General features: G+C 61.3%; 18 protein-coding genes and 2 tRNA genes. 18 read left to right on the top strand and 2 right to left on the bottom strand.

Annotated elements, in window-relative coordinates; all coding sequences use genetic code 11:
• Window positions 1-4: 4 nt before the first annotated feature.
• The 4 genes from brnQ (at window position 5) to I1969_RS00165 (ending at window position 2,947) form a co-directional block, all read left to right on the top strand.
• Complete coding sequence (brnQ, locus tag I1969_RS00180; RefSeq protein ID WP_195232035.1) at window positions 5-1,363, top strand: branched-chain amino acid transport system II carrier protein; 1,359 nt, start codon at window positions 5-7, stop codon at window positions 1,361-1,363.
• Between the two features lie 91 nt (window positions 1,364-1,454).
• Window positions 1,455-1,531, top strand: a tRNA-Pro gene (locus I1969_RS00175).
• A gap of 6 nt (window positions 1,532-1,537) precedes the next feature.
• Window positions 1,538-1,611, top strand: a tRNA-Gly gene (locus I1969_RS00170).
• Window positions 1,612-1,945: 334 nt separating this feature from the next.
• Window positions 1,946-2,947 (top strand): hypothetical protein, encoded by a 1,002-nt coding sequence (locus I1969_RS00165; RefSeq protein WP_195232034.1) that lies wholly within the window; start codon window positions 1,946-1,948, stop codon window positions 2,945-2,947.
• Between the two features lie 142 nt (window positions 2,948-3,089).
• Here I1969_RS00165 and I1969_RS00160 read toward each other — a convergent pair whose 3' ends face one another.
• The gene (locus I1969_RS00160; RefSeq protein WP_195232033.1) at window positions 3,090-3,542 is read right to left on the bottom strand and encodes a PIN domain-containing protein; all 453 of its coding nucleotides are present in this window, start codon (window positions 3,540-3,542) and stop codon (window positions 3,090-3,092) included.
• Window positions 3,535-3,858 carry a type II toxin-antitoxin system RelB/DinJ family antitoxin gene (locus I1969_RS00155; RefSeq protein WP_117765829.1) on the bottom strand — a complete coding sequence of 108 codons (324 nt, stop codon included), beginning with the start codon at window positions 3,856-3,858 and terminating at the stop codon, window positions 3,535-3,537. Before I1969_RS00155 ends, I1969_RS00160 begins: the two co-directional genes overlap by 8 nt.
• A gap of 426 nt (window positions 3,859-4,284) precedes the next feature.
• Between I1969_RS00155 and I1969_RS00150 the strand changes: the two genes are divergently transcribed.
• From I1969_RS00150 to I1969_RS00085, 14 genes are all read left to right on the top strand, one after another.
• Window positions 4,285-4,803 carry a 4Fe-4S dicluster domain-containing protein gene (locus tag I1969_RS00150; RefSeq protein WP_022095206.1) on the top strand — a complete coding sequence of 173 codons (519 nt, stop codon included), beginning with the start codon at window positions 4,285-4,287 and terminating at the stop codon, window positions 4,801-4,803.
• 74 nt (window positions 4,804-4,877) lie between these two features.
• Entirely contained in the window at window positions 4,878-7,100 is a 2,223-nt protein-coding gene (gene fdhF, locus I1969_RS00145; RefSeq protein ID WP_195232032.1) for a formate dehydrogenase subunit alpha, read from the top strand.
• A 78-nt stretch (window positions 7,101-7,178) separates the two neighbouring features.
• Window positions 7,179-7,796 carry a 4Fe-4S dicluster domain-containing protein gene (locus I1969_RS00140; protein WP_022095203.1) on the top strand — a complete coding sequence of 206 codons (618 nt, stop codon included), beginning with the start codon at window positions 7,179-7,181 and terminating at the stop codon, window positions 7,794-7,796.
• The gene (gene hyfB / locus I1969_RS00135; protein WP_195232031.1) at window positions 7,789-9,807 is read left to right on the top strand and encodes a hydrogenase 4 subunit B; all 2,019 of its coding nucleotides are present in this window, start codon (window positions 7,789-7,791) and stop codon (window positions 9,805-9,807) included. Before I1969_RS00140 ends, hyfB begins: the two co-directional genes overlap by 8 nt.
• A gap of 12 nt (window positions 9,808-9,819) precedes the next feature.
• The gene (locus I1969_RS00130) at window positions 9,820-10,746 is read left to right on the top strand and encodes a respiratory chain complex I subunit 1 family protein (RefSeq protein WP_195232030.1); all 927 of its coding nucleotides are present in this window, start codon (window positions 9,820-9,822) and stop codon (window positions 10,744-10,746) included.
• A 15-nt stretch (window positions 10,747-10,761) separates the two neighbouring features.
• Entirely contained in the window at window positions 10,762-12,219 is a 1,458-nt protein-coding gene (locus I1969_RS00125) for a hydrogenase 4 subunit D (RefSeq protein WP_195232029.1), read from the top strand.
• A gap of 13 nt (window positions 12,220-12,232) precedes the next feature.
• Window positions 12,233-12,886 (top strand): hydrogenase 4 membrane subunit, encoded by a 654-nt coding sequence (gene hyfE, locus I1969_RS00120; protein ID WP_195232028.1) that lies wholly within the window; start codon window positions 12,233-12,235, stop codon window positions 12,884-12,886.
• 3 nt (window positions 12,887-12,889) lie between these two features.
• Complete coding sequence (locus tag I1969_RS00115) at window positions 12,890-14,449, top strand: hydrogenase 4 subunit F (protein ID WP_195232027.1); 1,560 nt, start codon at window positions 12,890-12,892, stop codon at window positions 14,447-14,449.
• Between the two features lie 3 nt (window positions 14,450-14,452).
• Window positions 14,453-16,225, top strand: a complete 1,773-nt coding sequence (locus I1969_RS00110) for a hydrogenase large subunit (protein ID WP_022095197.1) — start codon at window positions 14,453-14,455, stop codon at window positions 16,223-16,225.
• A gap of 1 nt (window position 16,226) precedes the next feature.
• On the top strand, window positions 16,227-16,943 hold the full coding sequence (locus tag I1969_RS00105) for a formate hydrogenlyase complex iron-sulfur subunit (protein ID WP_195232026.1): 717 nt from the start codon (window positions 16,227-16,229) through the stop codon (window positions 16,941-16,943).
• A 2-nt stretch (window positions 16,944-16,945) separates the two neighbouring features.
• On the top strand, window positions 16,946-17,728 hold the full coding sequence (locus I1969_RS00100) for an NADH-quinone oxidoreductase subunit B family protein (protein WP_006234107.1): 783 nt from the start codon (window positions 16,946-16,948) through the stop codon (window positions 17,726-17,728).
• The gene (locus I1969_RS00095) at window positions 17,729-18,310 is read left to right on the top strand and encodes a formate hydrogenlyase maturation HycH family protein (protein ID WP_195232025.1); all 582 of its coding nucleotides are present in this window, start codon (window positions 17,729-17,731) and stop codon (window positions 18,308-18,310) included. It abuts the gene before it with no gap.
• Window positions 18,310-18,813, top strand: coding sequence for a hydrogenase maturation peptidase HycI (gene hycI, locus I1969_RS00090; RefSeq protein WP_195232024.1), 504 nt, complete (start codon window positions 18,310-18,312; stop codon window positions 18,811-18,813). The genes I1969_RS00095 and hycI overlap by 1 nt, the downstream gene beginning before the upstream one ends.
• A 39-nt stretch (window positions 18,814-18,852) precedes the next feature.
• On the top strand, window positions 18,853-19,692 hold the full coding sequence (locus tag I1969_RS00085; protein ID WP_195232023.1) for a formate/nitrite transporter family protein: 840 nt from the start codon (window positions 18,853-18,855) through the stop codon (window positions 19,690-19,692).
• The last annotated feature ends 30 nt before the right edge of the window (window positions 19,693-19,722 follow it).

Here is a 19,722-nt window from a genome sequence, read left to right as displayed (position 1 = left end):
ACCCATGGCTTCATCCGCCCCGCGCGGCCTGCGCTCCGACCATGTCGTTACCGTCGGCATTGCGCTGTTCTCGATGCTCTTTGGCGCTGGTAACCTCATCATTCCGCCGTTGCTGGCACTTCAGGCCGGCACAGCCACGCCGCTTGCCATGATCGGCTTTTTGATTGCCGCTATCGGTCTGCCCGTTATGGGCTTTATCGCCGTGGCGCTTGCCGGAACGGCGCGCGAGCTTGCCGGCCGCGTGCATCCTAAGTTTGGCGAATTCTTCGTTGCGGCGGTCTACCTGGCCATCGGTCCGTGCCTGGCCATTCCGCGTACAAGCTCTACAGCGTTCGAAATGCTGGTGCCGCTGCTGCCCGAGGGCGTTTCGCTCGCCGCAGCACGTCTGGTGTTTGCCATCGGGTTCTTCGTCGTCGCGTTTGTGCTCACGCTGCGCCCAGGTGTCATCACGCGCGTGCTCGGCCGCATTACGGGCCCCGCGCTCATTGCGCTCATCGTGCTGGTCGTGGGTGCTGCCGTGATCTCGCCGCTGGGACCGGCTGCCGCGCCTCAGGCTCCCTACGATGCAGGCGCCGCCGTGCAGGGCTTTCTGACTGGCTATCAGACCATGGACCTGCTCGCGTCGCTCGCCTTCGGCATCATCATCGCCGAGACCATCCACGAGTTGGGTGTTACCGATGACAAGCGCGTGGCCTTTGAGATTTCGCGTTCCGGTGTGATCGCCGGCGTGCTTATGGCCATCATCTACTGCGGCTTGGGCCTTGCCGGTATGCAGCTCGGCACCGTGATGCCTGACGCTACCAACGGCGCCGCCATCCTCGCCCGTTCGGCCTCCATGCATTTTGGGCTTGCCGGCACGGTCGTGGTCTTTGCGATCTTCTTCCTCGCCTGCATGAACGTGTGCATTGGCCTTATCAGCTGCTGCTCGCGCTACTTTTGCGAGACGTATGTGGTCGAAGGGGGAGCAGAGGCTTCCGAGGAGGTCATGCGCCGTCCCTTTGCGGTTCTCGCCTTTGTGTTCGCGGCGTTTTCGTGCGTGCTCTCCAACGTGGGCCTCGACGTGATCCTTATGTTCTCGGTGCCCATGCTTAATGCCCTGTATCCCGTTGCCATTGTGCTGGTACTTATGGGCCTGATGCACGGCTTTTGCGACGCGCATCCGCAGGTGTGGGTCTGGGTCGGCAGTGTTGTCGCGGTGCAGAGTGTGATCACCTCGGTCCGCGATGCGTTCTTTGCGGGCGCGTGGCTGCCGTTCGATGCGTTGCCGCTGGCAGATATCGGTGCTGCGTGGGCGCCGGTTGCTGTGGTGGCGTTTGTGATCGGTCTGGTTCATAGCCAGTTTGTCTCACATTCGAGGAGCTAGGGTTTCTGCGCTTGCACAGGCGGGGAGTCTCCCCTATAATTTCCTTCGCTTTGGGACACGCAAGGTTTATGCCTTAGCTGCTCAACACCTTCGGGACGTGGCGCAGTTTGGTAGCGCGCCTGCTTTGGGAGCAGGATGTCGCAGGTTCAAATCCTGTCGTCCCGACCATATCTTGCGGGCGTAGTTCAATGGTAGAACCCCAGCCTTCCAAGCTGATGACGCGGGTTCGATTCCCGTCGCCCGCTCCATAGGATAGTTTTAACGGCTTTGGCTCCATTTGGTGCCAGAGCCGTTTTCATAAGCGTGCCGGGGACCCCACATCCCCTCCTAAGTTGCGGTGAAATACGGACTGTTTTTCGGCTTTTATGGCCTATGTAGTCCGTATTTCACCGCAACTATTTGTAAGGTTGGATTTTGATGCCGTTGGGAGGGTCGTAGCGACCGTCTACCGAGAGTGGAAATATTTTTTGAAGCCTTGACCTGCGACGTCAAGCTTTTGGTCAGCTTTTGGCAAGGCCTGCGGACGGAAGCATGCGATAGCGTAATGGTATTCTCTCCGCCGTGATGGTTATGGGGTTGGCCATGCTCGATAAAGGCAAACATTTTCCGCAGTCATATGCAAGGATGCTATTCTCGGCCCTTGGAATTCATCAAGATGGACAGCTGCTTATAACAATTGATCCTTGGGAAGAACGCCGTGCGCGCGAGCTTATGCAGGAAGAGCTCATGCTTCGTCTTTACAACCACGTGTATGCGGATCCGGTCTATTGGAATAATCTTGGGGTTGAAGATCGCATCTTTCAGCTGACATCCGCTATTGCGGTCGTTGAACCGGATGCTGTGTTTTGCGGATCGACGGCAGCGCTGCTCTATGGCATCGGCTCGGCTTATTCGCTTCTGGATAAAGTGCAAGTGCTGCTGCCACGGTCTACAAGGCGTGATACGTATGAGTTCGTTGAATATAAGCGCTGGCGGGCGGGCGAAGTGTGGCGGCTCGGTCTGTTTACGCTGACGGATCCGTATCGAACGGTTGTTGATATCGTCCGAACGAGCGCCTTTCGCTATGCGCTGGGCTATGTCGATGGCTTGGCCCGTGAGTACGATGTCGAACGTGAAGAGCTGCGAGCATATGCGCAGGCAAATTGCCGAGGGTTGCATGGCATCGCGCGTGCTTTTGACGTTTTTGAGCATATGGACGGCAGGTCAGACAATGGTGGCGAGTCCGAGGCGAGAGCAGCGATGATTCTCGCTGGGGTTGCCGCGCCCGAGCTTCAAGTTGAGATAACGCGACCGGGAAACGCTGGTTATTATCTAGCAGATTATGGCTGGCAGATGCCAGACGGCTCATGGACGCTGGCAGAGCTGCATGGGCTGGGTAAGTTTGAAGACGAAGCTCAAGATGATCTAGAGCAAGCGGCGGCAAAAACCTATCGAGCGGCCCTCATGCGCGACGCGAACCTTCGTGCCATGGGCCACAACGTCATTCACTTCAAACTTTCGGACACCTACGACGTAGAATCGTTCGGTGCCATGATGCGCGGTTACGGCATTCCGACAACAAAACCCTACGCCGACTCCCGATAGCGAAATCGTTCGCAGCCAACCTTCAATAAGTTGCGGTGAAATACGGACTGTTGAGGCCTTTAAAGGCATGAAACAGTCCGTATTTCACCGCAACTTAGGAGGGGATGGGGTTGAGGGGCGGGGCGGTGCCGCTGTTTGTCGATTAGCTGCGGGGGCGGTGGCGGAGCTTGTCGATGGTGGAGTCGGTGCTGCGGCTGCGGGCTTCGGCTGCGGTTTGGCGCTTGTGGCGGTAATCGATCATGCCTTGGATGATGGGCTTGCCAAAGCTCACGACATCATCGTTGTAGATGGCGGTTCGGGCTGCGAGGAGACAATCGGTAAAGTCCATATGGGTCTTGCCAAAGAGTTTGACGGCAAGGGCGACAACGGTGGGCTCGTCGACCATGACGTCATCGAGCAGCCTTTTCATGGCCGCAGCAATCTCAACGCGGGGAACCTTATAGACGTCGCGCAGCGTGACCACGACGCGCGTGATGATTTCGGGGTAGACGCGAGCGGTGCGCGTGGCGATGACCTTGGCGGCGCGCGGCGACAGGACCTCGTCGTCGAGCAGGTAGCGTAGGATGACGGTCTCGTCGATGATGGTGCTACTCATGGATATCTACTTCCTCGGGACCCAAAATCGAATCGTCGCTTTCTGTAGCAAGGTACTCAATCCAGGCATTGCGCTCCTCGGAGCGGCGATTGGGGTCCCCATATGCTTTGAGCGATCCATAGGCGGCGGTGCCGTCCTTTGAGCGCACAGCGACCGGCTGAAAGGGAAGCTTGCGCATCAAAATGCTCTGCGCGACAAAAAGGCGGACAGCCTCGGCGAGTGATGTGCCCATGGCGTCGTAGAGGCGCTCGGCATGCTGTTTGTCCTCTTCGCGAATGCGCACCTGCAGGATGGCTCGTTTTTGCGTCGATGACATCACTGGCCCCCTTAATGAGCGTGCAATATAGTCGGTCAAATGCGGCATGTGCCGATACTTGAGCATCTTATAACGATTACTTTATTTCGCTCAAGTAAATAACCATTAACTTGAATACAAGCGTAGTACATCTAAAATGAGAGCGCGTAAAAATCTCTGAGGCGTACGCGTGTAATACACTCGCCTTTATAGCTCACTGAGAATAATCCCAACCTGCCAAAACCCCTGCAATACACTCGTATTGCAGGGTCTATGCTCAAGTTTGCCGCCTGCAACTGCGTATATTCAACCTGTATACCGTTGGGGAGATTCCATCGATTGCCCGTTTCGCCGCGGGCGTTCGATACGCCGATGCCAGACCACGGGCGATCTGGGACAACGTCGGCAGGGTCTCTCCGGCAAGGGATTCAGGAGGGAGTGAACAACATGGGCAATAAACGAGTCGTAGCCGATTCCTCGCGCTGCATTGGGTGCCAAACCTGTATGGCGGCGTGCATCGAGGCGCACGACATTCCCGGCAACATCGCCGCGCCGCGTCTGCGCGTGACGCGTACGTACGAGATCTCCGCACCGGTGGCTTGCCATCACTGCGAGGATGCCCCGTGCGCGAAGGCTTGCCCCACGGGCGCCTTGTTCTTTGATCCAAAGAACCATCGCATCGGCGTCAACGAGGACAACTGCATCGGCTGCAAGAGCTGCGTCATGGCCTGCCCCTTTGGCGCCGTGAGCGTGGCGACCACGCAGGTTCCGGTCTTGATGGGCGACGTTCGCGTGGGTTCGCAGACTAAGAGCTTCGTGCTCAAGTGCGACCTGTGCGTGGACCGTCCCGGCGGTCCGGCGTGTGCCGAGGCGTGTCCGACCAAGGGCCTCACCCTGGTGGACGAGGAGCGTCTGGCAGAACTGACTGCCGAGCGTGCCCGCGCCACCATCGAAAACGAGGCGTAAGCGTCGGGCGACAGGCCCAATGATTGTCAAATAAGTACCGAGTATTCGGTAGCAGAGAAAGGAAGGAGGGTGTCATGGAGAAGCATAAAGTGATTTGCCCGTACTGCGGCGCCGGTTGCCAGTTTAACCTCCTGGTCCAAAACGGCCAGGTCGTGGGCACCGAACCGCTCAACGGCATCACCAACCAGAGCGAGCTGTGCCTTAAGGGCATGAGCGGCTACGACTTCATCAACGACACCAAGATCTTGACTCCTCGCGTACTGCACCCGATGATCCGCCGCACTAAGGGCGCGGATCTTGAGCGCGTAAGCTGGGACGAGGCACTGGATTTCACCGCATCTAAGATGCAGGCCATAATTGACGAATATGGTCCTAACGCTGTCATGACCACCGGCTCCTCGCGAGGCGGCGGCAATGAGGCGAACTACGTCATGCAGAAGTTTACGCGTGCGTGCATCGGCACCCACAGCGTGGACAACTGCGCCCGTACTTGACACGGCCCTACTGTCCTCGGTCTGATGGACACGGTTGGTTCAGGTTGCATGTCATGCTCCATCCCCGGTATGGAGGATGCGGGCTGCATTTTCCTCTTCGGCTATAACCCTGCCGATTCGCACCCCATCGTCGCAAGGCGTATCGTGCGAGCCAAAGAAAAGGGTTGCAAGATCATCGTCGCCGACCCGCGCCATATCGAAACCGCGCGTATCGCCGATCTCTACCTTCCGATCAAGAACGGTTGCAACGTTGCGTTCCTCAACGCCTTTGCAAACTGCTTGGTCAACGATGGCCTCTACGACAAGGAATTCGTCGCCGAGCACACGAACGGCTTTGACGAGTGGTGGGAGACCATCAAGAACTACACTCCCGAATCCGTACAGGACATCACGGGTGTCGAGCCCGCGCTGATCCACCAAGCTGCCGAGATGTACGCCACGGCGAAGCCTTCTGCCATCATTGGCTGGGGCATGGGCGTATGCCAGCAGAAGCAGAACCTGAAGACGGTGCACACCATCGCCTCCATCGCCTGCGTTGCCGGCCAGATCGGCAAACCCAACTCCGGCCTCGCGCCCGTGCGCGGCCAGAATAACGTCCAGGGCTCCTGCGATATGGGCATGCTGCCCAACCTGTACCCTGGCTACCAGAAAGTCACCGACCCGGCAGTGCGTGCCAAGTTTGCCAAGGCTTGGGGCGTGCCCGAGGAAAAGCTCCCGCTCGAGGAGGGCTACAAGCTCACCGACCTGGGCCACCTGGTCGACGAGGGCAAGGTGCACTGCTTCTACAACTACGGCGAGGACCCGGTGCAGACCGAGCCCGATTCGGCCGGTATGCGCAAGACGCTCTCCGAGCTGGATCTGTTCATCTGCCAGGACATCTTTATGACGCAGACGACCATGCTCGCCGACGTCATCCTGCCTGCCACCTCTTGGGGTGAGCACGAGGGTGTCTTTACTGCATCCGACCGTAGCTTCCAGCACTTTGACGCGGCCGTTCCGCCCAAGGGCGAGTGCCGTCACGACTGGGAGATCTTCGCGGACCTGTCCACGCGCATGGGCTATCCCATGCACTACGACAACACCGAGCAGATCTGGAACGAGTGCATTAGCCTGTGCCCCAACTTTGTGGGTGCGACCTACGAGAAGATGGCTCCCGAGGGCGGTTACGCCCAGTGGCCCGTCAAGAGCACCGATGTGAACGACCACGGCACGGCCGACATGTTCGCTGGTGGCAAGTTCACCACCAAGGACGGCCGCGCCAACCTGATGGCGCACGACTGGGAGGCGCCCTCCGAGCTTCCCGACGATGAGTACCCGCTCATCCTGTGCACCGTCCGCGAGGTCGGCCACTACAGCTGCCGCTCGATGACCGGCAACTGCAAGACGCTGGCGCTGCTCGCCGACGAGCCCGGTTTTGTCCGCATGAATCCCGCGGACGCCCAGGCGCGCGGCATCAAGAACGGCGACATCGTCTCGATTCACAGCCGCCGCGGCCAGGTATACAGCCGCGCCGACGTGAGCGACCGTATCAACAAGGGCACGGTCTATATGACCTACCAGTGGTGGATCGGCAAGTGCAACGAGCTGACCATTCACAAGGTCGACCCGGTCTCGCATACGCCCGAGGACAAGTTCTCCGCCTGCCAGGTCGACGCTATCGCCGACCAGGTTTGGGCCGAGGGCGAGGTCGAGCGTCAGTACACCGAGCTCAAGCAGGCTCTGGTGGACGCCGCCGCTCCCCAGGACGTTGAGCCCGGCGCCGCCAAGTTCGACGACGAGACGCACGTGAACCAAATCGTGTAGTCCCGTTCTCGTTGGCTTTTTGGGCCGGGCGTCCCGTACGTTCGGGAGCCCGGCCCGTTATTTTGAAAGGAAGTGGGGATGAACCGCTTCATCGACATCAACCCGGAGAGGTGCATCGGCTGCGGAACATGCCAGTCCGCCTGTGCCGACGCCCACCGGATGCAGGGTCTTCAGGATACGCCGCGTCTGGCGCTCGTGAAGACCGGCGGTATTTCGGCCGCCCTTGCCTGCCACCATTGCGAGGGTGCCCCTTGCGCCGAGGTCTGCCCGGTGAATGCCATCGAGCACGATGGCGATCGCATCCACGTCAAGGAGCAGGAGTGTATCGGGTGCAGGCTGTGCGCCATCGCGTGCCCCTTCGGAGCCATCCATCCCGATGGCACGTCTATCGCCGGTGTCGCAGGCATGTGCGACCCGACGCCTTCGTATCCTAAGTCCCTGAGCAGCCTGCTTACGTGGGCTCCTGGTCAGTACACCTGCGCTGTCAAGTGCGACCTGTGCGCCTTCGATCCGGACGGCCCGCATTGTGTGGCGGCGTGCCCCACCAAGGCGCTGACCGTCATGGGCGGCGCGGCCGATCGCGAGCTTGACGAAGCCAAGCGCCTGCGCTCGATCGAAAACGGTCCGGTCGTCGACGTTACCGCTGTGGCCCAGGGCCTGTCCGAGAAAGCAGAAGGGAGCGTAAACAATGGATAGCATGACGCTGTTTATCGCATCGCTTGCCGTCTCGTGCATCGGTGCGCTCGCCTCGGTTCTGCTGATCAAGGCCGATAACGCCGCCAAGACCGCCGGCTGCCTAATCGGCGCCGTCGCCGCGGTGCTTTCGTTTGTGGCCGGTATTCAGGCCGTGCTGGGCGATGTCACGTCGGTCGACACCATCGTGTTCTTCCCGTTTGCCCATTTCCAGCTGCTGCTCAATCAGCTGTCCGGCCTGTTCGTGGCGCTCATCTCGGTGCTCGCGTTTGCCGGTTCGATCTACGGTCTCAACTACTTTGATGAGTACCCGGGCAAAAAGGGCCGCGCCGGCTTCTTCTTTAACACCTTCGTGGCGTCCATGATGCTCGTCATCACCGCCGACAACGTGTTTTGGTTCCTGGTCGCCTTTGAGCTCATGTCGCTGACCTCGTACTTCCTGGTCGTAATCGAGGAGAACGAGAACTCCATCCATGGCGGTTGGCTCTACTTTGTGATCGCGCACGTGGGCTTTGTGCTCATCATGGCGAGCTTCCTCACCATGACCAACTTCGCCGGCGGCTCGTTTGCCTTTGCGGATTTCCGTGCCACGCAGTTTAGCCCCGCGGTCGCATCCGTGTGCTTCGTGCTCGCCTTCTTTGGCTTTGGCGCCAAGGCCGGTATCATCCCGCTGCACGGCTGGCTGCCCAAGGCACATCCCGAGGCGCCGTCCAACGTGTCGGCCCTCATGTCCGGCGGCATGATCAAGATCGGTATCTTCGGTATCCTCAAGGTTGGTCTCGAACTGCTTTCTGCTTCGGGCGTTCAGGTCTGGTGGGGCCTTATGGTCATGGTCTTCGGCGCGATCTCGTCGGTCCTCGGCGTGGCCTTCGCCCTGCAGGAGCATGACATCAAGCGCCTGCTGGCCTATCACTCCGTCGAGAACATCGGCATCATTCTGCTCGGCGTCGGCGCCTCCATGGCCGCCATGGCGCTCAACTCTGTCGGCATCGCCGTCCTGGCCCTGATGGCCGCCCTCTACCACACGTTTAACCACGCGATGTTTAAGGGCGAGCTGTTCTTGGGCGCCGGTGCGCTGCTGTACTCCACGGGTACGCGCAATATGGAGAAGATGGGCGGCCTGTTCCGTCGTATGCCGGCAACGGCCATCTGTTTCCTCGTTGGCGCGCTTGCCATCTCGGCCATCCCGCCCTTCAACGGCTTTGTGTCCGAGTGGTTTACCTACCAGTCGCTGTTTAATGCCGCCATGCAGGGCGACAAGGCCGTCATGATCGTGGCCGTGTTCGCTGCCGTCGCGCTCGCCATTACCGGCGCGCTGGCTGTTACGTGCTTCGTCAAGGCCTATGGCGTCTCCTTTGCCTCCGCGCCCCGCTCCGAGGCCGCGGCTAATGCCAAGGAGGTTCCCGCCCCCATGGTGTTTGCGCAGGGCCTGCTCGCGGCCATCTGCGTCGTGCTGGGCATTGGCGCTCCCGTGATCGCGCCCGTGCTGGTCGATGTCGCCGCATCCGTGCTGCATCCGTACGGTGGCGTGTTTGCCGCCGAGGGCATGGAGCTCATGAACCAGTACTCCGGCGCTGCCACCTCCACGCCCGCGATCGCCATTGCGCTCGTGGTGCTTGTCGGCCTTGCCTGCGGCTATCGCAAGCTCAAGACCGTCGGCAAGGTGCAGAAGTCTCAGCCGTGGGCATGCGGCTATGCTCCCAACGAGCATATGCCCGTCGTGGCCACGACCTTTGCCTCCGAGGTGTCCTGGTTTATGCAACCGCTCTACACGCTGCGTGACCGCTGCACGGCCGTCTGCTGGTCCATCGCGCACTTCTTCCAGAAGCTCACCGGTGTGGCCGAGGCTGTGGAGCCCGTACCCGACAAGGTTCTCGTCGATGCCCCGCATAAGGGTGTCGAGAAGCTCGCCGACCTCGCGACTAAGCTCGAGGGCGGCAACTACAGCATCTATATCTGCTACATCGTCGCGGCACTCGTGGTGTTCCTCGTGCTCGCCGTGCAAATGGGTTAAGGAGGGGAGAGCATGAACAACATCGTACTTGCCGTTCTGCAGGGCGTGGTCGTTATGGCCGTCGCGCCGTTCTTCTCCGGTCTCGGCCGCGTGATCCGCGCCAAGATGCACAACCGTCGCGGCCCCAGCATCATGCAGGACTACCGCGACCTGGCCAAGCTCTTTGCGCGCCCCGAGTCCCAGAGCGAGGACGCGAGCTTTGCGCTGCGCTTTATGCCGCCGCTGTTCTTCGCCGTCGCCTTTATGCTCGCGATGGGCCTGCCGCTCTTTACGGCGCAAAGCCCCATCCCGGTCTTTGGTGACGCCATCACCATCATGTACAGCCTGGCGCTCGCCCGCTTCTTCTTCGCCCTCTGCGGTGTGGATTCGTCCAACGCCTACGCCGGTATCGGCGGCGTCCGCGAGCTGCTCATGAGCGTGCTCATCGAGCCGTCCATGCTGCTGGCGCTGATTGCTGCCGCCCTGGTGTGTGGCTCCACCGACATCGCCACTATGGGTCAGCACATCATGACGGGCGCCATCGACGCGCCGGTCGCCGTGATCCTCGCCGGCATCGCCTTTGCGATCGCCTGCTACATGGAACTCGGCAAGCTGCCGTTTGACCAGGCCGAGGCCGAGCAGGAGCTTCAGGAAGGTCCGCTCGCCGAGCTTTCCGGCCCGTCGCTTGCCATGGCCAAGCTCGCCATGTCCATGAAGCAGGTCCTGGTCGTCGCCTGGTTCTGCGCGATCTTCGTCCCCTGGGGCGAGCCCGCGACCATGGGCGCTGCCGCCGTTCTGGGCGCCGTCATCTTCCTGGTGAAGTGCCTGATCGACTTTGTCGTGTGCGGCGTGATCGAGAACTCCTGCTCGCGCTCGCGTTTTAAGGTGCTTGGCAATCAGACCTGGGCTGTCGTGGGCATCGCCGTTCTGGCGTTTGTCTTCGTGGTCGTCGGCGTGTAGGAGAAGGGAGAAACAATGTCATTTGCAGTCAGTCTGTCCCTTCTCGGCTTGGTCGCTATCGCGGCCCCGATGGTGGCCTCGGTGCTCGTCGCCCTGTTCCCCCGTCCGTACGCCAAGTGGTTCAGCGTTTTGGGTGCCGCCGTCTCGACGGCCTGCACCATTGCCCTCGCCGCGAATTTCGCTGGCGCCGGCATGCCCGACACGCAGGTCCCCCTGATCTCGTTTGGGCAGACCCTCGTCATGGGATTCACCTTCGATCGCATGAGCACGCTGCTCGCGCCTGCCTTTGTTGGCATCGGCCTGCTTGTCGTGATCTATTCGATTCCCTATATGAGCGAGAATAACCGTGAGCATCCCGATGCGCCGCGTCGTCGCTTCTACGCGTACCTCGCGACCTTCATCGGCGCCATGGCCGGCCTTGTGTACAGCTCGACCCTTTTGGGCCAGCTCGTGTTCTTTGAGATCACGGGTGCGTGCTCTTGGGGCCTCATTAGCTACTACATGACGCCTACGGCCAAGAAGGCCGGCATGAAGGCCCTGATCATTACGCATATCGGTGCGCTCGGCCTGTATCTGGGCGCCGCCATCGTGTTTGCCTACACCGGCACCTTCGCCATTACCGCGATTGCCGGCCTCGACGCCAAGCTCAAGGCTATCGTCCTTTTGCTCGTGCTGTTTGCGGCCTGGGCCAAGTCCGCACAGGTTCCCATGTACATGTGGCTGCCTTCGGCCATGGAGGCGCCGACGCCTGTTTCGGCCTACCTGCATGGTGCCTCGATGGTTAAGGTCGGCGTGTGCGTGTTCGCGCGTGCACTCGTCTCTGCCGGTGAGATTCCCGAGATCGTGGGCTGGGTCGCCATTATCGACGCCATGGTCACCATGCTCTTTGGCTTCCTTATGTACCTGCCGCAAAAGGACATGAAGCGCCTGCTGGCCTTCTCCACGATCGCCCAGCTCTCCTACGTGTTCTTTGGTCTGGGCCTTTCGGTCTTTGGCAGCCAGCTGGCCTTTGATGGCGCCGTGTGCCACATCTTTAACCACGCTTTCGCCAAGACGCTGTTCTTCCTGATCGCCGGTTCGTTCTCCTTTACGCTCGGCACGCGTATGCTGCCCAAGCTTCGCGGCATCGTAAAGAAGTACCCGATCTCGGGCGTGGGCTTTGGTGTCGCGGCACTCGCCATTGCCGGCGTGCCGCCCATGAACACGTTCTTCTCGAAGTTCCAGATCATCGCCGGCGGCTTCTCTGTGGGTGCCGGCAACGTTGCGATCCTGGTGCTCGTGTGCATCATGGTCGCCGAGACCGTTGCCACCTTTGCCTGGTTCCTTAAGTGGATGGGCTATTGCCTGCCCGGCGAGCCGAGCGAAGAGGTCGCTGCGGGTGCCCCGCTTCCCCGCGCGATGGCGTTCGTGTTCATCGTGCTCATCATCATGGTCATCGTCAGCGGCCCGCTTTCGGCCAGCTGGATCGGTTAGGAGGTAGAACGACATGGGTTATTCGATCGTCAACATCCTTGGCGGCCTTCTGATCGTCACGTCCACTATGGTGGTTGTATCCAAGAACATCAAACATTCCATCCACTGGTATGCGGTGCAGTCGCTGGTGCTCGTGGGACTGCTCGCCACGCTCGGTGTCACCACCGGTGCGCAGGAGCTGCTTATGTGGGCTGGATCTGCCTTTATCACTAAGGTCGTCCTGGTCCCTTACATCCTCAACCGCGCATATAAGAAGATGGGCGAGCCGAGCGATGCATCGCTCAAGGCCGGCCTTAAGCCCGCGTGGGCCATTTGCATCATCGCCGTCGAGGTCGCGATCTGCTTTGCCGTCGTGACGCAGATCAGCCTGCCCACGGCCGAGGTCGCAATGCCTGCGCTCGCCATTAGCTTCGCTCACTTCTTTGTGGGGCTTACCTGTATCATCTCGCAGCGCAACATCATGAAGCAGATCTTTGGATACTGCCTTATGGAAAACGGCAGCCACGTGACGCTCGCGCTTTTGGCCCCCACCGCTCCCGAGATCATCGAGATCGGTATCGCCACCGACGCCATCTTTGCCGTCATCATCATGTCCATCGTCGTGCGTCGCATTTGGGACGACTCCCACTCGCTCGATGCGCGCGACCTGTCCGAGCTGAGGGGGTAGTCCATGGAAACGTTGATTCTCGCCCTGCTCGCGACTCCTTTGGTGTTCTCGCTGGTCATGGCATTTTTGCCCAAGAACACGTCCTATAACGTGTTTGCCGGTCTCAACCTGGTCTCCGTCGCAGCCGTCCTGGTGCTGTCGATTATGACGGCCGGTGACGTCCTTATGAGCGGCAACACCGCGAGCGCTTTTGGCCTGTGGTTCCACCTCGATTCGCTGGGCGCCATCTTTGTGCTGCTCATCGGCTTTATCGGTTTTCTTACGGGGCTGTTCTCGCTGCCCTATGTAAAGGCCGATATCGAGGAGGGCTCCATGCCCGCCGAGCGCGCCAAGCAGTATTTTGCGCTGTTTAGCCTGTTCGTGTTCACCATGCTGCTCGCGTGCCTGTCCAACAACATGATCCTCACGTGGGCCGCCGTGGAGGCAACCACGCTTTCCACCGTGTTCCTCGTGGGTATCTACAAGAACAAGACGGCCCTCGAGGCTTCTTGGAAGTATGCGATGGTCTGCACCGCCGGTGTGGCCTTCGGCCTGTTCGGCACGCTGCTGATCTACGCCAACGCCGCCGACGTGATACCCAACGCCCACGCGGCAGCGTTCCTGTCGTGCGTGCTGCCGTATGCCGACCAGTTCGACCCGACGCTCATGCGCCTTGCCTTTGCGTTTATCGTGATCGGCTTTGGCACCAAGGCCGGCCTGTTCCCCATGCACACTTGGCTGCCCGATGCCCACTCCCAGGCCCCGAGCCCTGTCTCGGCCCTGCTCTCGGGCGTGCTGCTTAAGTGCGCCATGCTTGTGATCATGCGCCTCTACGGCTTTACTATCCAGGCCGTGGGCGCCGAGTATCCGCAGCTTTTGCTGCTGATCGTCGGCACGCTGTCCATTTTGGTGGCGGCACTTTCGATGTTTCGCCAGGACGACCTCAAGCGCCGCTTTGCGTACTCGTCTGTGGAGAACGTGGGCGTTATCGCCCTGTGCCTGGGTATCGGTGGCCCGCTGGGTATCGCCGCAGCCCTGCTGCACTGCGTGTTCCACGGTTTTACCAAGACGCTTGCCTTCTGCGTGTCCGGCAACATCCAGCACGCCTTTGGTACGCGTAGCCTGGCTAAGATCCAGGGTGTCGTCGAGGTTGCCCCCGCAACCGCCGCGCTCGCCATCTTGGCACTGCTCGGTCTTGGTGCCTTCCCGCCCTTTGGCATGTTTATCTCCGAGTTCCTGACTTTTGTCGCCGGTGTCACCGCCGGTCCCATGTGGCTGGTCGTCGTGGTCGCCCTCGGTCTTACCGTGGCCATCTCCGCGCTCACCCGCATCGCACTCAAGTCGGTGTTCGGCCATGCGCCCCAGGGCATGGGCAAGCATGAGGCTCCGGCGCTCATGCTTATTCCCGAAATCATCCTGGCTGTCATGATCTTGTGGTTTGGCATCGCCACCCCGCTGCCTCTCGTGCACGGTGTGGAGACCGCGACCGGCATCGTGCTCGAGCAGAGCACCGAGGAGCTTCACGCGACGCCGATGTACCGCGCTGTGTTCGGTACCGAGACCGCTCAGAGCGAGGTGGAGTAACGAATGATTGAAACTGAGAACAAGGTGTATGCCCGTCGCTGCGAGAGCCATGTCGAGGCCCTGCGCCGCGCTGTTCCGGGCTGCATCGAGAAGGTCGAGTGGCAGTGCGAGGACCAGCTGACGATCACCGTCAAGCAGGACAAGCTGCCCGAGGCCGTCCACTACCTGTACTACGAGCGCTACGGCTGGATTCCCGTGATCATCGGCAACGATGAGCGCAGCCTGTGCGGCCGTTACGCCGTGTACTATGTCATCTCCATGGAGGGGGAGGATCCCGGTTGGGTGACCGTGCGCACCGAGGTCGATCCCGCCAAGATGACGTTCCCGTCCGTGACACCGTTCGTCCCCGCCTGTGTGTGGGGCGAGCGCGAGCTTCGCGACATGTTCGGCCTGATCCCCGAGGGCCTGCCCGATCGTCGCCGCCTGGTGCTGCCCGACGATTGGCCCAGCGGCCTGTACCCGCTGCGCAAGGACTCCATGGACTACCGCTTCCGTCCCGCTCCCGCGAGCGACATGGAAAACTACGAGTTCTTGGCCGATACCAAGGGCAAGGAGACCACACTCGTCCCCATGGGCCCGTTGCACATTACCTCCGACGAGCCTGGCCACTTCCGTCTGTTTGTCGAGGGCGAGACGATCGTCGACGCCGACTACCGTCTGTTCTACGTGCACCGCGGCATGGAGAAGGTCGCCGAGACGCGCCTGAACTATGACGCCGTGACGTTCCTCGCCGACCGCATCTGCGGCATCTGCGGCTGCGCCCACTCGGTGGCCTATGCCGAGGCCGTCGAGCGCGCCCAGGGCATCCATGTCCCGCCGCGCGCCCAGTACATCCGCGCCATCATGCTCGAGGTCGAGCGTCTGCACTCGCATCTGCTCAACATTGGCCTGGCGTCGCACTACACGGGCTTCGACTCCGGCTTCCAGCAGTTCTTCCGCGTCCGCGAGAAGTCCATGGATCTGGCCGAGAAGCTCTCCGGTCACCGCAAGACCTACGGCCTCAACGTGATCGGCGGCGTGCGTCGCGACATTTTGGCCGAGCAGAAGCTTTCCACGCTCACGACCATCCACCAGCTGCGCTCCGAGGTTCAGGAACTCGTCGACGTCTTGCTCTCGACGCCCAACTTTATTGAGCGTACGAGTGGCATCGGCATCTTGGATCGCAAGATCGCACGCGACTTCTCGCCGGTCGGCCCGCTCATGCGTGGCTCGGGCTATGCCCGCGACGTGCGCTTTGACCATCCCTTCGACGGCTACGCCGATCCGGACGTCCAAAAGATGCACGCCGCCACGGCCGACACCTGCGATGCCTTCGGCCGTACCGCCGTTCGCATCCAGGAGGTCTATGATTCGATCGACATGATCGAGACCATGCTCGAGAACTGCCCGTCGGGCCCCATCCTCACCACGGATTGGGAGTACACCCCGCATAAGTACGCCATCGGCGCCACCGAGGCGCCGCGCGGCGAGGACGTGCACTGGGCCATGCTCGGCAACAACCAGAAGTGCTACCGCTGGCGCGCCAAGGCCGCCACGTACAGCAACTGGCCGGTCCTGCGCTACATGTTCCGCGGCAACACCGTGGGTGACGCTGCGTTGATCGTCGGCTCGCTCGACCCGTGCTACTCCTGCACCGACCGCGTGACGGTGACCGATGTCGCCGCCAAGCGCGACCACGTGCTCGACAAGGAGCAGTTCGAGAACGTCTGGCGCGACAAGTCGCCGCTTGCGGGCGAGGGCACCATGGCCGCTCCGCTCGATGAGGAGGCGCTCTAATATGCTGAAGCTTTGGAAGGTTAACGCCAAGGCCGGCGACGCGACGGTCAAGTACCCGTTTGCGCCGTTCCCCACCAACAAGGACATGCGCGGCAAGCCCGAGCACAATGCCGAGCTCTGCATCGCCTGCGGTGCCTGCGGCGTGGCGTGTCCGGCCGATGCCATTCGCATGGACACCGACCTTGCGGCCGATACCATTACCTGGTCGATCGACTACGGTCGCTGCATCTTTTGCGGCCGCTGTGAGGAAGCCTGCCCCATGGAGGCCATCAAGCTCACCGAGGAGTTTGAGCTGGCCGTCATGAGCAAGGACGACCTCACCAGCAAGAGCGTCTATACGCTCGAGCACTGCTCGCGTTGCGGCAAGACGTTTGCCCCGCACAAGGAGATCGACTACGCCAAGCGCCTGCTGCAAAAGGCTGGCGGCATGGAGGCCGAGCAGGCCGCCCGTACCGTCGGTATGTGCCAGGAGTGCAAGCGCGAGCTCGACGCCCTGCGCGCCGCCTCGGCCGTAAAGACCGGCAACGCGCGCGGCATGGCTGCCAACGAGACGCTTGCGTCCGGTGAGCCCCAAGGCCCCGGCATGAAGTATCTGGGCGGCCACGGCGTGAACCCGGAGTATGTCGACCGCGAGCTCAACCCCGATGCGCCCGAGATCCCCGCCGGCCCGGCGCCGGTCGAGGGCATCATCATGGATTTTGAAACGAAGGAGGAGTAACCATGGCCGAACCCACGCTTTTGCCCGAGCGGCTCCAGTACCGCCCGACCAAGATCGAGCTCGACGAGAGCATCGAGAAGGCCAAGGCGACCCTTCTTAAGAAGATCAAGCGCTCGGTGTACGTCTACCGTGTTGACTGCGGCGGCTGCAACGGCTGCGAGATCGAGATCTTCGGTTCCATCACGCCCGTCTTTGACGTCGAGCGCTTTGGCATCAAGGTCGTGCCCTCGCCCCGTCACGCCGATGTGCTGCTGTACACCGGCGCCGTGACGCGTGCCATGCGCATGCCGGCCCTGCGCGCCTTTGAGGCCGCACCCGATCCCAAGATCGTGGTGTCCTATGGCGCATGCGGCTGCACCGGTGGCATCTTCTACGACAACTACTGCGTCTGGGGCGGTACGGATAAGATTCTGCCGGTCGACGTCTACATCCCCGGCTGCCCGCCCAGCCCCGCGCAGACCGTCTACGGCTTTGCCATGGCGCTCGGTCTGCTGGACCAAAAGCTCCATGCCGAGACCACGGTGGAGGCCGCCGGCGAGCAGGCCGATATCCTGCACCCCGGCGTGCCTTACAAGCTTCGCGTTGCCATCGAGCGCGAGGCTCGCGCCATGAGCGGTTACCGTTACGGCCGCGACCTGGCCAACGAGTTTATGGATACGCTCGAGGGCGCACCCAAGGGCGATATCCGCGGTGCCATGGCGCTGCTCATCGACAAGCAGGACGATCCTCGCCGCGTTGAGGTCTACTCGGCGCTGCAGGATCTGGTGCTGGCCGGAGGTCGCTAGATGGAGCTCACGGACCGCTCTGGTTACTTTGCGGGCCCCGGCATGCTTGGCGGCTCTTTTGGCGATGCCTCGCGCGCAAGCGACGAGGCCGCCGAGGGCGTCGCCGACCCTTGCCTGGGCCATGCGCCCGACCAGGTGGTCTTCTACGAGCTCACGCGTAAGTTTGTGGAGACCGAGGAAGACGTTCCCCAGGAGGCCTGCGACGTGCTGTACTACACGCTCGCCGTGGGCCACCACACCGGCGTGCTCGACTGCTTTGAGCCGCGCCTGTCGGTGCCGGTTGATGTGTTCTATTCGCTCGTCGACGCGCTGCCGGAGGGGGAGGCCAAGACCAAGTTTGAGGCCATTCGCTCCTTTGGCGAGTGCCAGCTCGACAAGGCGGCGGTGCCGTCGCTGCTCGAGGCTTGCGATGCGTTGCTCGACGAGCGCGGTTTTCGCGGGTCGGCCAAGGCCGGCATCTCGGTGTTCGACGACGACTTTGCTCTGCATGCCCAGCAGGTCGCGTTTCTGATGAAGTTTCGCGATCTGGTTGAGCGCGTGCGCGATGTGTCGGGCGTGTATCTGACGGGGAGGTTGCAGTAATGGGTCGCGTTGTGGATGGCCGTGTGAACGGCGCCCCGTTTGCGGGTATCGTGCTCACGGCGGGATGCGTGCTGCGCGCCGACGATGCCGCCGGCCCCGTGCTCTCCAAAAAGATGGAGGACGCGCCCATCGCCGGTTGGTACACCATCGACGGAGGCCAAACGCCCGAGGATGACATCATCGAGGTCAAGCGTGAGCGTCCGCCGCGTTTGGTTTTGGTTGATGCCGCAGACATGGCGCTGCCCGTCGGGTCCATTCGTTTGCTCGACAAGCGCGATGTGGCCCGCAAGTCGATGTTCACCACGCATTCGCTTCCTTTGTCGATTCTGATCGAGGAAATCGAGCAATCGTGTGATGATATCGTCTTCGTTGGGATTCAGCCGGGCGACACGGAGTTCTACAACCCCATGTCCCCGGAAGTCTTTGACGCCGTCGACGCCGTGTACGACGCCGTGGTCGCCAACGACTTTTCCCACTTTGTCCGCTTGGGGCAGGAGCTATAGCGGCGCTTGTCCCTGCTGATTAGGAAAGAAGTGATTGACATGGCAGATTCCAAGGTGGAGTACCCCGCTCCCGATTGCCTGGCGCCCGCCGCGATCGAGGCCAAGACCGAGGCCGCCGGCGTGACCAAGGCCAACCTGCCGGTCGCAAAGGCCTTTCTGTTGGCAATGTTCGCCGGCGCGTTCATTGCCTTCGGCGGCCTGTTCTTTACGGTGTTTTTGAGCGATAGCACGCTGGGCTGGGGCGCTCAGCGCGTCGTGGGCGGCCTGTGCTTTTGCCTGGGCCTGGTGCTGGTGCTGGTGTGTGGCGCCGAGCTGTTCACCGGCAATTCGCTTATGGTCTGCGCGCTCAAGAGCAAAAAGATCACCTTGGCCCAGATGCTCAAGGCTTGGGTCGTCGTGTGGGTCGGTAACTTTGTCGGTGCCCTGTTCATTGTCTTTTTGGTGTACATGGCCGGCATTTACAAGCTCAACGGCGAGGCGGTCGCCAATTCCATGGTGAGCGTCGCCGCCGGCAAGGTGACGATCGACTGGGTGACGATCTTCTTCCGCGGCATCCTGTGCAACATCTTTGTGTGCCTGGCCGTGTGGATCGGCACCGCCGGCAAGACCGTGGTCGATAAGGTTGTGGGCATTTTGCTGCCGATCGCCGCCTTTGTGGCCTGCGGTTTTGAGCACTGCGTCGCCAACATGTACTTTTTGCCCATGGGCGCCGTGATGCATGCATGCGGCTACGGTGCCAAGGTCGCCGGCGCCGATGCGCTCAACGTTGCGGGCATTGCGTTTAACCTGTCCGCCGCCACGCTGGGCAACATCGTGGGCGGCGCGGTTCTGATCGCGCTCGGCTACTGGTTTATCTACGCCAAGAAGTCCGAGGCGTAAGGTACCGTCTGTTTGACGTTGGGCCTCCCG

The organism is Collinsella aerofaciens (assembly GCF_015548375.1).
In the GTDB taxonomy this organism is placed as follows: domain Bacteria; phylum Actinomycetota; class Coriobacteriia; order Coriobacteriales; family Coriobacteriaceae; genus Collinsella; species Collinsella aerofaciens_AB.
Note: the sequence above shows the minus strand (reverse complement) of the source record. Positions and strands in the feature narration are given on the sequence as shown.